Raw genomic sequence first — 13,202 nt, 5'->3', positions numbered from 1 at the left:
GCCGCGGCTTGAGCAAAAACGACAAACGCTACGTGTAATTTTTACAGGAAGGCCGCAAAATCGCGCCGATACAATCCGCGGTTTCGTCAGACTCCAGCCGATCGCCAGCCTCAATGCAGCTTCCGGAGTCCCCTTGATTTCGCTTATCTTTCGTGATCGCCCCAAGTTCATGGAGGGGGGCGGACGATAAGGAGGAGCGGTGAGGCAAACGGGGGAGGCCGGGCGCGGGGTCGCGTCTGACTCCGCGTTGACCGTCGCTGGGGGATGGGCTATGGTGCCGCCGCTCGAAGGTCTGGTCCGATCCGACGTCGGCCATCAGACCGCAGGCAGGGCAGGGAGGCCCAGGATGGCGACGATCTCCGACGCGACGACGTCCCCAATCGCGGGGGTCGGAACGGAGGCCGAGGCGCTGGCGTTCGCCCGCCGGGTCCTCCGCGACGAGGCCGTGGCGCTGGCCGGCGTCCATGAGCGGCTCGACGGCTCCATTGTGAAGGCCGCAAGGCTGGTCCACGACTGCAACGGCGGCGTGATCGTCACCGGTATGGGGAAGGCGGGTTTGGTGGGACAGAAGACCGCCGCGACGCTGGCCTCCACCGGCACGCGAGCCTATCCCCTGCACCCCGCGGAGGCCGTCCACGGCGACCTCGGCCGCATCCGGGCGGGGGACGTCGTGCTCGCCTTCTCGCAGAGCGGCGAGACCGAGGAAGTCCTGCGCATCCTCCCCACCGTGCGAAGAATCGGCGCGACGCTCGTCGCCGTGACGGAGCGGGCGAGCAGCTCGCTGGGGCGTGCGGCCGACGTCTGCATCGCCATGGGAACGATCGCCGAGGCCTGCCCGATGGGACTGGCGCCGTCCGCCAGCACCACCGCGATGATGGCCGTGGGCGACGCCCTCGCACTGCTCGTCGCCCAGATGCGCGAGTTCACGCCGGAGGACTTCGCCCTCTACCATCCGGCCGGGAATCTGGGCCGCAAGCTGACGCGGGTCGAGGACGTGATGCGGACCGGCCGCGACGTCCGCACGGCCGCGCCCGAGGAAACCGTCCGCGAGGTGTTCGTCCGCCTGGCCGGGCCGCGACGGCGGTCGGGGGCCGTGCTGGTCGTGGACGGGCGGAAGAACCTGCTGGGCATTTTCACGGACAGCGACCTCGTCCGCCTGTTCGAGCGTCGCCGCGAGGCTGAGCTGGACCGGCCGATCGCCGAGGTCATGACCGCCAGCCCATTCCGGGCCGTCGAAGGCTCGATGCTGGGCGATGCGGTGGAGCTTATGAAGGGCCGGAAGATCAGCGAGCTTCCCGTCGTCGACGCGGAAGGCCGGCTGCTGGGCCTGATCGACGTCACCGACCTGATCGGGGCGTCCCCCGAAGACTTCGAGGAGTGAGCCGATGACGAAGCCGGGAGGCCCGTCGGCCGACCTCGAAGAGCGTTGCGCGGCGATCGAGCTGCTGGCGGTGGACGTCGACGGCGTCCTGACCGACGGCCGAATCATCGTCGACGACCAGGGCGTGGAGTCGAAGCACTTCTACGTCCGCGACGGCCTGGGCTTCGCCCTCTGGCACAAGCTGGGGAAGACCTCGGCCATCCTCTCCGGGCGGTCGGCCCCGGTCGTCGAGCGTCGCGCGGCCGAGCTGAAGATCGAACACGTCGTCCAGGGGATCGCCGACAAGGGGGAAGCCCTTCAAGCCCTTCTGGCCAAGACAGGTAAAACGGCGAAACAAGTTTGCTACGTAGGCGACGACCTCATCGACCTCCCCGCGCTGCGGGGCGTCGGCCTGGCCTGCTGCCCGGCCGACGCCGTCGACGAGGTGAAAGCCGCGGCCCATCTGACAACTCGCGCGACCGGAGGATCCGGCGTAGCCCGTGAAGTCGTCGAGCTGATCTTGAAGGCGCAGGGACTGTGGCACGACGCTTGCGGTCCCTACACTTCAACGACGACGTAAGCGGACACAGGACGACGTGGACCGAGTGACCTCCGACGTTCCGGCATGTCGAGTCGATTCGTGCTGAAGAAACTCCTCAAGATGGCGACGGTCCTTGCCCTCGTGACGACGGCCCACCTGGCGTACGTCCGAGCGTTCGATCACATCGTCGCACGACTGCGCGCCGATCACGGCGCCGACCGCCTGGCCTTCACGCCCCAAGAGCCCGAGAACAAGCGGCGGGTCAAGGAGGTCGCGGTGCGCGCCTTCGGCTCCGACCACTGGACGAGCTCCGACGACCAGAACCTCCTGCGCTACATGATGCCGGAGAAGAACCTCGTCCTGTTCGCCATGAATTTCAAGCGGCCCATTGAGGCCGACGGCGTCAAGTTCGAGGGGAAGCGGATCATCGTCGATCCCTTCGCGATGACGCTGGGGACCCCCGGCGACGGCCCCGTTCGGACCCTCACCAGTAAGACGGCCACCATCGACCTCAACAAGGCGTTCGGCATCAATCCGAAGTCCGACAAAGAGCCGCTGGCCATTCGTAAGGCCGTCCTCGAACGCGAGGTTATGATCCACGACGACCGCGGCACCCCCGATGACCCCCGGGACGACCTGTTCATCGGCCCGATCAACGAGGTCCAGTACATCGACGACGGCGTCGCGCCCGTCATCAAGTCGGAGTCGGAGATCGTCCTGGTCGACCGCGGGCTGCGGGTCACAGGGGTCGGCCTGGAGATCCAGATGCGGCCCAAGCTGACCGCCCTCCCGGGGAAGACCGGCGGCTTCGACGGCGCGCAGCGGGTGATCCTCAAGCGCGACGTCCGCACCACGATGCTGGACGTCGGCTCCTCCGGGGTGACGGACGGGCTCGGCGGCGGCAAGGGCGCCGTCAAGACCGCATCGAAGGCCGGCAAGGATCAGCAGAAGGATCCCAACGACGCCGTGCCGCTGGACGTCCGCTGCCAGGGGCCGCTGGTCATCGACCTGCCGCGCAACCCGTCGAACCCAGTCGTGGGCCCACCCCAGCCTCCTCGGCCGACGTTCGTCGAGTATCGCAACGTCGTCGTCGTGCGCCGGGGGAAGGTCACGGAGATCCCCGACCAGATCGACTGCGACACGCTCCACCTGACGCTCCTCCCCGGCGACGAGAAGCCGAAGCCCGCCGAGGCGAAAGAGGAGAAGGACGCGAAGGTCCAGGTTGCGGTTGCGGACGAGTCCGCCGCCGAGCAGGGCTCGGCCGAGAAGAAGAGCGCCCCCGGCGCCTTCGGCGGCCTGGCGCTGCACCGGCTCAAGGCGAGCGGCCACGCGGTCTGGGTCCAGTCGCCGACGCAGGGGGTCAAGATCCGCTGCGTGGAGCTGCTGCACTACAAGGATCCCGAGGCCGGCAAGAGCACCACCATTTTCAACGGCGGCGGCCCCAAGAAGCTGTGGGTCGAGAAGCGCGACATCGTGGCTGAAGGCCCCGACAAGGGGAAGGTCCAGTCGGTCACCCATATCTGGTGCAACGACGCGACCCTCGTCGACGACGGCGACATGTCCCGCGCCTCACTGGTGGCCAACGGCCCCGGTCTGCTGGAAAGCCGTCCCGGCCTGGGCGCCGACGACGCTCCTCGCGAAGTCCCCCCCTCGCGCACGGCGATCTGGAGCGACCAGCTCTGGCTCCAGAACGAGTCCCCCACCGAGAACCGCGAGCCCGGCCGGATCCTCGTCCTGAAGGGGAACCCGCGCGTCGAGGACCGCGACCAGAAGTCCTCGCTGGAGGCCGCTGAGACCATCGCCGTCTGGCTCCGCCCCAACGAGAAGAAGACCGAGACGACCGTCGACGGTCGCGAGGTCGTCCCCACGGCCTTCTTCCAGACCGCCACGAACGCCGCTCCCGCGAAGCCCAAGGAGTCGCTGCCCCCCATCCGCAAGCTGGTGGCCGTCAAGGACGTGCACCTCGTGGACCCGACCCGCGACATGCGGCTGCGCGACAGGCTGCAAGTCGACTTCGAGACCGGCGTCGTCTCCACCACGCCCGCGGTCCCGAGCCGGAACCCGAACCCGCTTCCCAGGCCCGCCGCGTCCACTCCGGCCCAGACCAAGGCTCCCGCCGTCGCCAAACCGGCCGACTCCCAGGCCGTTCCCGATCTGACGCCTGTTCCCGAGAAGGAGAAGGACAAGGCCGCGGCCCCCGAGAAGCCCGCTCCGCCCAAGGTCACCGCCAAGGCCCACAGCGCCGAGGCCGTCATCGTCGTCTCCTCGGCTCCCGCCGCCCCGACCGAAACGGCGACGACCGACGGGACCGCCGCGAAGCCTGAGGGCTCGTCGACCTACGAACTGCGCGAGCTGAAGATGTTCGACGAGGTCGAGCTCCATCAAGACCCCGCGCCGGGGAAGACCATCGGCACCAACGCCGTCGGCGAGGTCCTGGTTCTCAACAGTGAGGCCAAGGGCCGGCTCGTCTTCGACCTGTACCACCACAATCCGAACTCGGACCGGGGCAAGCAGACCCCGCCGTCGAAGGCTCCCAAGGCCCACGTCCAGACCGACGAGACCGACATCGTCGCCGACACCATCGGCGTCGACCAGGAGGCTAACCAGGCCTGGGCTTATGGTGCGGGGACGTTCAAGCAGCTCACCGACCGCGGGGTCCTCACCGACCGCACCGCCGAGGATCTCGCCAAGGACAAGGAGCAGGCCGAGGCCGCCGACCCGAAGAAGGCCCGCAAGCGCGGCGGCAAGGCGCAGAACGACAAGGTCACGCTGACCGTGAAGTGGCAGCGGATGATGACCTTCGAGGGCATCTCGCAAGACCCCCAGAAGCGGCCCGCGGCCAAGATCAAGTTCTATGACGGCGTCCTCGCCCAGATGGAAGACGGCCTCCTCCACGGCGAGAAGTCGATGACTATCTACACTGACAAGCCCATCCCGCTCGCCGAGGTCGGCAAGCTCACCGCCCAGCCCCAGGCGAAGGACGCGGCCGACGCCGAGGCCGCCGAGCCCGGACCCCGCGCCGACCTCTCGATGCTGGAACTCGTCGGGACCGACAGCCGGCCGGCGACGGCGATCTCCCGGAAGGTCCACCCGGATCGACCGGTCCTCCTGAGCCAGCAGCGGATGGAAGCCAAGACGCTCACCTACGATCGTCGCTCGGGCATGTTCCAGACCCCGGGCCCTGGGCAGGTCTTCCTCTACGACCGCCAGGCCAAGGGCGATCAATCGGCCAATCCCGACCTCGGCGGCGCCGTGGCCATTCGCCCGACCTCCTACCGCCCCGGCGAGGACGACGACGTGGAGCCCGCCCCGCGCCCGGGCGCAGCCGCCGGGGTGAAGGAACGGATCGTCGCCACTCCAGACGCCCGCCGCGCGGTCGGAGCCGTCGCGAAGCCGCTGGATCCGCCCCTGGTGCTGACCCAGATCAAGTTCCAGAGCCTGATGCGCGGCCGGTTCGGCAGCGGCAAGGAAGACGACGTCGACACCCAGCGTTGGGCCGAGTTCTTCGGCGCCGTCGAGACGGCCCGCGGCGAGATCCCCGAACCGGTCGGCCCGAAGTTGACTCAGTTCGACTTCGACCGTCTGCCGGCGGAAACCACGTTCCTGACCTCGGACGCCCTCCGCGTCATCAACGAGCCGCCGCCGGTGGGCGCCGAGAAGACGGCCAACGGGCGAAACTTCATGAAGGCCTGGGACAACGCCTACGTCAACGCCCGCGACACGGCCCTACAAGCCGACGTCATCACCTACGACTCGCTCAACGACCTCGTGGTCGCCAACGGCCTGGAGGGGCGTCCCGTCCGCATCGTCCAGCAGGCGGCCGTCGGTCAGTCGGGCGCGCCGCTGCGTGCCGAGGTCATCAAGCTCAACCCCAAGTCGGGCGCGCTCGGCCTCGGCGGTCCCGAAACCGTCCGGCTCCTCGACCTGAAGACCGGCACGCGACCCCCGAACATGCTTCCGTTCGACCCCGACGCCAAGGCGCCCAAGAAGCCCAAACCGCCCAAGCGGATGCAGGTCAACCAGATGGAACGCAAGGGCTTCACCGGACAGTGACGCGGACCGGCCGGCTCACGCGACAGGCGGCCGCTCGACGACGATCAGTCGGTTGCCGTCCGGGTCGTAGGCGTAAAACTCGCGGCCGTGGCGGGTCGACTCGATCGGTCCCGGCGGCCGCGACGGGTTGAGAGACGCCAGCTCCTGGCGGGCCCGGTCGACGTCAGCGACCCCCAGAACGAGGCTCAGCCCTCCCCCCGCGCCCGGCGGGTTGGCGAACTCCGAGCGGTTCGCCTCCTTGGGCGCGAAGATCCCCAGGTGCAGACCCGGCGGACGGAACGCCGCGTAAACGTCCCGGATTCGCTCATCGGGCTCGCGGCCGAACAAACGCCGATAGAAATCCACCACGGCGGGGAAGTCGCTCGCTCCGATGGCGATGAACGCTTCGTTGTAGGCGATGGCCATCGGCGGTCTCCTGACGATCAATCCGACGGTTGCCGGGGGCGATGGCCACACTTGCGTCACGCGACTTCAAGTTTGGCCGCGAAGGATCTCGAAGTCACCTGGGAGCTTGCGGGAGACGAGCCGAGGGAAGCGGTTTGAGAGAATTGGGCCGCGGGAGCTACACTCCATGGGGGCCTGGCCGACTTCGACCGCGTTTTCTTGTCACGCCCCGTCTGTTCGCGACAAATAGGTGCAAGAAGACGACGGACGCCGCTGAGGACCGCCGGGACGCGGAGGTGAACCGCGGCTCGATGGTCAGTCGGAACTAAAGCTGCGGCGAGAGGTTGTGTCGACCGCCGGCGTCGAAGAGGTCCATCGGAGGGGCGAGTTGCAACCGAGCCGCGATGCGACGTCGGACGTTCGGATGCGGACCGGCGCCCTGCCGCGGCCGAGGGGCCCCGCGCCGGGCGACGACCGCGTGGCGACGTTGGAATCGCTGGTGCGGGAGCATCAGGCCGGGGTGCGCGCGTTCCTCCGCGCGATAGGGGTGAACGCCGCCTCGGTGGACGACCTCGCGCAGGAGACGTTCCTCGTCGCCTATCGGAAGCTCGACGACCGCGACCCCGACCGCAGCGCCGGGCCGTGGCTCCGCGGCATCGCCCGGCACCTGGCCGCCAACGAGATTCGCAAGGTCGGCCGCCGGTCGCGGCTGATCGCTGGCGGCCTGGCGGACCTCCTGATCGATCGGGCCGATCCCGACCGCGAGACGCCCTCGGAGGAATGGATCGAAGCCATGCGGGCCTGCCTTCGGGAACTGCCCGACGCCGGCCGCGAACTGCTGGTGCGGCGCTACGCCGACGGCGAGCCGGCGGAGGCGATGGCGGCGCGGTTGCAGGTCCGGGCTGACGCCCTGAGGCAGAAGCTCCTGAGGCTCCGGCAGGCTGTGAAGGGGTGCGTTGAACGAAAGACGGGGATGTGGCGATGACCGAGGCTCGGTATCACGAACTGCTCAGCCGGCTGCTCGACGGCGAACCGTCCGAGGCCGAGGCCGAGGAGCTGCGCAAAGAGCTTGAACGCGACCCCGCCCTGCTCCGCGACCTGAGCGAGCACCTCACCCTCTCGGAGATGATCGCCCACGAACTGGACCCGAAGCGCACGGCCGACGCCTTCTGGCAGGGCGTGCAGTCTCGGCTCAACGCCGGCGAGTCGATCGGGTCCGCCGGGCCGGCGTCGCGCCGCATTCGGCTGCGGCTGGCCGCGGCAGTCGCGGCGTGTGTCCTGGCCGCGGTCGGGGTCGCCTCGTTCTGGTCGCGACGTGAAGCCGGGCCGGTTCCGGGACGCGGCGACGCGGGCGTGCAGCGGGTCTCGCTCCGGGGCGAGGTCGTCTGCGCCCACTGCGTCCTCCACCAGGCCGAAGAATGCCGGCCCGTGGTCCGCGTCCACGAGGCGGACCACGACGAAACGATCGCCCTGAGCGACAACGCCGTCTGCCGAGACTTCTACCGCACCCAGGGATGCGGCCGAAAGCCCGTCCCCGTCATCGCCGAGGGGGTCATGCGAGCCGAGGACGGGCGACCGCTCCTCGCCGCCACCCGCCTGGAGATCGTCCACTGACGCGCCCGCCGCGTTGCACCGTGCACCCGACTCGTCGTCGGCTTTCCTGCATCGAACCTCTTCAACGAACCAGGAGAACCCCATGCGTCACGCCATCGCCCTGACCGTCGCCCTGATTGCCGGTGTCGGTCTCGTCCGCGCTGAGGACCAGACCTTCCCGAACATCACCCACGAAGAGCTGCTCAAGGCCATCGAGGCCAAGCAGGTCACGCTGCTGGACGCCAACGGCTCCGAGTCGTACGCCGAAGGGCACATCCCCAAGGCCATCGACTTCGAGAAGCAGGGCAAGGACCTGGCCGCCAAGCTGCCGGCCGACAAGTCCTCGCTGATCGTCGCCTACTGCGGCAACGAGCAGTGCACCGCCTACCGCGCCGCCGCCAAGGCCGCCAAGGAACTGGGCTACACCAACATCAAGCATTACGCCAAGGGCATCGTCGGCTGGAAGAAGTCGGGCGCCAAGATCGAGGCCAACTGATCGGGCTCAGCGCCTGGTCGAACGAGTCTGAACGAACGACCGGGCGGCCGCCAAGGCCGCCCGGCTTCATCAAGCCCGGAGCGACGCGGGATGGATCGACCGAAGGGCGCACAGGCGGCCGAGCGAATCGCGGCCATTCTGGTCGTCGTCCTGGGATTGACCGGGTCGGCCCTCGCCGAGGACCCGTCCGGGGTCCGCGACCCGATCCACGGATACGAAACGCTGCCGGCGCACGACCGGTTCTCCCGGTTCAAGGCCGACCTCGACGCCGGTCGGGTCAAGCTCGACGCGGGCGACGAGCGGGCCCTGCTCCGGAGCGTCCTCCGCACGCTCGACGTGCCGGTCTCCTCGCAGATGATCGTGACCTCGGCCACGAGCTTCCAGAAGACGATCATCTCGCCGAGACGGCCGCGGGCCCTCTACTTCAACGACGACACCTACGTCGGCTACGTGCCGCGCGGGCAGATCGAGGTGATCTCGATCGACCCGACGCGAGGGCCGATGTTCTACATCTTCAACCGCCTCGAAGCCGGGAAGGTGCCACGGTCGCGGCGGAGCGAGAACTGCCTGACCTGCCACGGCACCCCCGAGATGGGCGAGGTCCCGCAGCTCGTGATCGAGTCGGTCATCCCCGGGCTCTCGGGAGGCGGCGAGCGGGCCTTCCGGCGCGGGCTCAGCGGCCACGGCGTGCCGCTCGACCAGAGGTTCGGCGGCTGGCTCGTGACCGACGCCCCCGAGTTCACCCATCAGGGGAACATGCTCATCGACTGGAAGGATGGGCGGGCGCAAGAGCTTCCCATGCAGCCGGGCGAGCTGTTTGACTTCGGCCGCTATCCGGTCTCGACCAGCGGGCTCCTGCCGCAGCTTCTCCACGAGCATCAGGTCGGCTTCATCAACCGCGCCGTCTCGGCCACGTACCGCGCGCGGACGCTCCTGCATCGCAACGGCGGCGACGAGGCGGCGGTCGCCCCCCAACTCGACACCCTGGCCCGCGATCTGGTCCGTTACATCCTCTTCGCCGATGAGGTCCCGTTGCCTCCCGGCGGCGTGACCGCATCCGACGACTTTCGGGCCGACTTCCTGGCCCGCCGCCGGCCCACGTCCGACGGCCGGTCGCTCCGCGATCTCGACCTGAAAACCCGGCTCCTGACCCATCGTTGCTCGTACATGATCGAGTCGGCGGCCTTCGAGGGGCTTCCCCCCCCGCTCCGCCGCGCCGTGGACCGCGAGCTGGCCCGGGCCCTCGATTCGAAATCCCCCGCGCCTGACTACGCCTACCTCCCGGACGACGAGAAAGCGGCCATCCGATCCATCCTGGCCGAGACGAAGCTGTCGCTCCGGACCGATTGAACGATCGGCGTCCGAGCGTCCCTTTCCTTCGTCTCCCTGGCTGGCGAAGGCCACTGCGCGCGAACGGAACCTCAAGCGGGCTTATCCCTGGACCAGTCGGCCTTCGCTCAGGAACCCGCCTTGAGGCCTGGGGGGATGGAAATCCTCGCCCCTGTCGACGGTCCGCGGCTTCAGGTGAGCCTTGAGACGCAGGAACCTCGTCTCGATCAGTCGGTAACTGAGAACCGCCAGGGCGAGCGTCGTCGTCGTGAAGACGAGGAAGCCGACGAAGTCGCTCAGGTACGGATGCGACGCGTGGAATTCCCGTGGAATGTGCGCCATCAGGTGCAAGGCGAGGAGGTGGTAGAGGTAGATCCCGTAGGAGATTCGTCCCAGGTAGACCAGAGGCGGCCAGGAAAGGAACCGGACTACGGGGCCCGTCGCACCCTCCCAGATTGAGGCCGCCAGGACGGCGAAACCCACCGAGAAGATCGGCAGGAAGAGCCGGAACACGCCTCCCATGCCGAAGAGGTGGTTCGCCTTCGCTCCGCTGACAATGACCCCCAGCGCGAAGCACCCGAGCGCGGCCCCTTCCACGACGCCGCGGCGTCGGAGCCGTGCACCCAACCTCGGCCAGTGGGCGAGGCTGAGTGCGACAGCGCAGCCGAGCACGATCGAGACGCCGCGGGTGTCCAGTGAGTACTCCGGAAACGGCGACAGGAAGAGATTACGGCTCACCATGGCTCCGAAGATCAACCAGGCGGCGGTCGTGGCTGCCGCACCGCCTGGGATGAACGTCATGAAAATGGGCCAGAGGACGTAGAACTGCTCCTCCACCGCCAACGACCAAAGGTGGACCCCTAGCGGTTGGTATTCCCACACGCCCAAGGGGGCGTAGTTCGAGTAGTAGAACCAGAGCGACCGCAAGTAAGCGCCCGGGGTCCATCCGCCGACTTCGCGCGTCCATCCTCCGCCGAAGGCCATCAGGAGCGACAGGCCGAGGATATAAAGCCAGTAGGTCGGCATCAGCCGCAGCAGCCGACGCCCCCAGAACCGGGCCAGGTCGATCCCGCCGGTCGCCCGTCTTTCCTCGATCAACAGCGACGTGATCAGAAACCCGCTGAGCACGAAAAAGAGATCCACGCCCAGCCACCCCAGTTCGCGAATCAGGGGGTACCCCGCATGGGCGAACATCACCGACCCCACCGCCAACGCTCGAAGGCCGTCGAGGGCCGCGACGTATCGCGTCTTCTTGACCGGCGCGGACCTCAGGGACGCGACAGCGGCTCTTTTTTCAAGCGTGCTTGATAATGGCATTAGAGTGGTGATCACAAGTAAATATGAAATTGAATCGGCAAGGCTCCCGCAGGCGGCGCCTACCGCGCTCGTCGGTGTGTGAGACGCAGTCGGATCGTTGTGTCAGTGAGTGAACGCATCTTGGTGAATGCGTCGTGCGAGTTCTACTGCCAGTACCGAAATGCGGCCGCTTCGGGACGGGACGCGCTGCGAAGGCGCGTTCGCGAGACGTTCGCGTCGACTTTCGGAGTCGAGGACGATGACAGGGAGCCTCGTTCGTGGTTCGAAGGCCTCGCCTGCTGTGGACGCTCGGCCGCGTCGACATGATGGGAGGATCGCCAGCAGGAGGCGGCCGGAATCCGGAGGGGAAAGACAGGCAGGTTCAGGAGGCAGTTGCGATCGCCGCGGCTGCGTGAAGGGCTTTGCGCGGACGATCCTGCATCGCAACGGCGCCGACGAGGTCCCGCTGCCTCGCGGCGGCGTGACCGCATTCGATCGATCCTGGGCGAGACGAAGCCGTCGCCCCGGCCGATTTGAACGACGACCCACCGGGCTTACGATCCGTTCGAAACGCCGGGAACCCCGGAACCCAGGACGTGCGTCGAGGGTTCCGGGGTTCCCGATGTTGTCGTCCGTCGTCCGCGAGGCGGCGTCGGCGGTATGAGTCCTGCCTCAGTTGGAGACGCGCCGGAGAGTTTTGGCGGAGATCAGGTGCATGTAGATGGTCGGCTGGACGTTGAGGGCGAACTGCTTCAACGTGGGGTTCTGCGACGTGCCGATGACCTGCGAGGTGAACTTGAAGGCGTCGGTGTGCCCCATGATCATCTGATTGAGATAGACCTGGTTGTAGCGGGCTGTGCTCCTGGGGCGGATGGTGCGGGTCGCGGCCACGACGGCGTCCGCCATCGATGCGTTACCGGCCGGGATCGCGGCGGGGAGGTAGGTCCCCGTGCTGGCGGCGTAGTCGCCGAGGACCACCGCACCCTGCTCATGGTCGCCGATCAGCTTGGCCGAATAGAGCGCGATCGAGCTGGGCTTCGTGACGAGCAGGGTGATCTGGGCGAGGAAGACCTCCATGACGTTGATCGCGTAGTACGTCGAGAGCGTGTTGAGGTCGGACGCGTCGAGCGTGCTGCTGTACGGCGTGCTGCCGACCGGGGCGAGCGTCCCCGTCCCCTGCGCGGCAGCCAGGTCCGCCTGCACCGTCGGGAGGATGCCCGCGGCGAAGGCGCGGATCGACGCGTCCTGGGCGCTCGTCGCCAGTTGGGAGACCTGATTGACCAGACTCGCCTCGGCCTGGACGATCAGGCTGGAGTAGGCCTGGTCGACGTTCCCCACCTTCTGGGCGGCGATCATCTGCTGGGCGAGGACCGCGTCGTTGCCCACGACGTTGCCGGGGAGCGTCACCGCGATCCCGCCTGCGAAGTTGTCCATCGCCATGTCGACGTTGCGGGAGTCATTGAGGATCGAGAGCGCCAACTGCTGGGTCGACGCGTTGGACCCCGCGAGGGCCTCAAACTGGCTCAGGAAGACGACCAGGTTGTTGGCGCTGGCGGCGCTCTGCAGGGCCGTGACGTCGGAGTAGACGGGAGCGGCCGGAACGTTGACGAGCCCGCCGCCCGTGACCTGGGTCATGTCCGTCGGGGCCGCATTCGGACTCATCGCGTCCGAGTTCATGTTCATCGTCTGGGCGGCCGGCGTCGCGGTTCGCGCCGCCCGGGCTGTCATGGCGTGCGCGTGGTGCAAGGCCCCGGGGTGTCCCGATGCGACGGACAGCATGGTCCTCGTCTCGAGAGAATCACATTCCAGCGGGCGGCGACGCATCTTCATCTTCGGCGAACTCCTCATCGTCGTGGCTCGGTGTCGGACTCGGATGGTGATCGGGCGGCAGATCCACGCTCGTGGATTGAAGTCGGCTTCCCAGCCCTTCGGGATCGGGCGGTCGTGAGGACGACCGTCGGGGTCGCGACGTTGCGACCGGCCGTTCGCCGAAGCCTTTCCTGGCGTTCCATGGCTCCACGTCCGGCTGAAGGTCGATCGATCGGTCCGGGCGTCTGGCGAGGCTCGGGCCGACGAGGACTCGACGATCGGAGGCCCTAACGCGGCCAGGACGAGAAGCATCTCGTCGGGATTCTTTCTGCCATTGATAG

The 13,202-nt window shown here is 68.0% G+C and carries 10 protein-coding genes; 7 read left to right on the top strand and 3 right to left on the bottom strand.

Annotated features, from left to right (window positions below; all coding sequences use genetic code 11):
* The first annotated feature begins 346 nt into the window (after positions 1-346).
* Genes G5C50_RS16605 through G5C50_RS16595 form a run of 3 tightly spaced genes read left to right on the top strand, consistent with a single transcriptional unit; the run spans position 347 to position 5,954 of the window.
* Positions 347-1,381, top strand: a complete 1,035-nt coding sequence (locus G5C50_RS16605; RefSeq protein WP_165071183.1) for a KpsF/GutQ family sugar-phosphate isomerase — start codon at positions 347-349, stop codon at positions 1,379-1,381.
* Positions 1,382-1,385: 4 nt separating this feature from the next.
* Positions 1,386-1,940: a KdsC family phosphatase gene (locus G5C50_RS16600; RefSeq protein WP_165071181.1), complete on the top strand. Its 555-nt coding sequence runs from the start codon at positions 1,386-1,388 to the stop codon at positions 1,938-1,940.
* A 45-nt stretch (positions 1,941-1,985) separates the two neighbouring features.
* Positions 1,986-5,954 carry a hypothetical protein gene (locus G5C50_RS16595; protein WP_165071180.1) on the top strand — a complete coding sequence of 1,323 codons (3,969 nt, stop codon included), beginning with the start codon at positions 1,986-1,988 and terminating at the stop codon, positions 5,952-5,954.
* Positions 5,955-5,969: 15 nt separating this feature from the next.
* Here G5C50_RS16595 and G5C50_RS16590 read toward each other — a convergent pair whose 3' ends face one another.
* Positions 5,970-6,359 (bottom strand): VOC family protein, encoded by a 390-nt coding sequence (locus tag G5C50_RS16590; protein WP_165071179.1) that lies wholly within the window; start codon positions 6,357-6,359, stop codon positions 5,970-5,972.
* A 367-nt stretch (positions 6,360-6,726) separates the two neighbouring features.
* Here G5C50_RS16590 and G5C50_RS16585 point away from each other — a divergent pair, with 367 nt between their 5' ends.
* The 4 genes from G5C50_RS16585 to G5C50_RS16570 all read left to right on the top strand — a co-directional run bounded on the left by G5C50_RS16585 (position 6,727) and on the right by G5C50_RS16570 (position 9,777).
* A complete protein-coding gene (locus G5C50_RS16585; RefSeq protein ID WP_240907119.1) occupies positions 6,727-7,323 on the top strand; it encodes a sigma-70 family RNA polymerase sigma factor in 597 nt (198 codons plus the stop codon).
* Entirely contained in the window at positions 7,320-7,952 is a 633-nt protein-coding gene (locus tag G5C50_RS16580; RefSeq protein WP_165071177.1) for an anti-sigma factor, read from the top strand. The genes G5C50_RS16585 and G5C50_RS16580 overlap by 4 nt, the downstream gene beginning before the upstream one ends.
* Positions 7,953-8,034: 82 nt before the next feature.
* On the top strand, positions 8,035-8,427 hold the full coding sequence (locus G5C50_RS16575; RefSeq protein ID WP_165071176.1) for a rhodanese-like domain-containing protein: 393 nt from the start codon (positions 8,035-8,037) through the stop codon (positions 8,425-8,427).
* Between the two features lie 90 nt (positions 8,428-8,517).
* On the top strand, positions 8,518-9,777 hold the full coding sequence (locus G5C50_RS16570; protein ID WP_165071175.1) for a hypothetical protein: 1,260 nt from the start codon (positions 8,518-8,520) through the stop codon (positions 9,775-9,777).
* 81 nt (positions 9,778-9,858) lie between these two features.
* On the opposite strand, the gene G5C50_RS16565 is transcribed toward G5C50_RS16570, so the two are convergent.
* Positions 9,859-11,073, bottom strand: coding sequence for an acyltransferase family protein (locus G5C50_RS16565; RefSeq protein WP_165071174.1), 1,215 nt, complete (start codon positions 11,071-11,073; stop codon positions 9,859-9,861).
* Positions 11,074-11,724: 651 nt separating this feature from the next.
* Positions 11,725-12,831 carry a DUF4142 domain-containing protein gene (locus G5C50_RS16560; RefSeq protein ID WP_165071172.1) on the bottom strand — a complete coding sequence of 369 codons (1,107 nt, stop codon included), beginning with the start codon at positions 12,829-12,831 and terminating at the stop codon, positions 11,725-11,727.
* Between the last annotated feature and the right edge of the window lie 371 nt (positions 12,832-13,202).

Origin of the sequence: Paludisphaera rhizosphaerae (assembly GCF_011065895.1) — a bacterium.
GTDB lineage: Bacteria > Planctomycetota > Planctomycetia > Isosphaerales > Isosphaeraceae > Paludisphaera > Paludisphaera rhizosphaerae.
This window is presented reverse-complemented; position numbering and strand designations above follow the sequence as displayed.

Bases quoted from the DNA above. Each gene is read 5' to 3' on its own strand.
- G5C50_RS16575 (WP_165071176.1), top strand. From the start codon at position 8,035: ATGCGTCACGCCATCGCCCTGACCGTCGCCCTGATTGCCGGTGTCGGT.
- G5C50_RS16570 (WP_165071175.1), top strand. From the start codon at position 8,518: ATGGATCGACCGAAGGGCGCACAGGCGGCCGAGCGAATCGCGGCCATT.
- G5C50_RS16580 (WP_165071177.1), top strand. From the start codon at position 7,320: ATGACCGAGGCTCGGTATCACGAACTGCTCAGCCGGCTGCTCGACGGC.
- G5C50_RS16590 (WP_165071179.1), bottom strand. From the start codon at position 6,359: ATGGCCATCGCCTACAACGAAGCGTTCATCGCCATCGGAGCGAGCGAC.
- G5C50_RS16595 (WP_165071180.1), top strand. From the start codon at position 1,986: ATGTCGAGTCGATTCGTGCTGAAGAAACTCCTCAAGATGGCGACGGTC.
- G5C50_RS16600 (WP_165071181.1), top strand. From the start codon at position 1,386: ATGACGAAGCCGGGAGGCCCGTCGGCCGACCTCGAAGAGCGTTGCGCG.
- G5C50_RS16560 (WP_165071172.1), bottom strand. From the start codon at position 12,831: ATGCTGTCCGTCGCATCGGGACACCCCGGGGCCTTGCACCACGCGCAC.
- G5C50_RS16605 (WP_165071183.1), top strand. From the start codon at position 347: ATGGCGACGATCTCCGACGCGACGACGTCCCCAATCGCGGGGGTCGGA.
- G5C50_RS16565 (WP_165071174.1), bottom strand. From the start codon at position 11,073: ATGCCATTATCAAGCACGCTTGAAAAAAGAGCCGCTGTCGCGTCCCTG.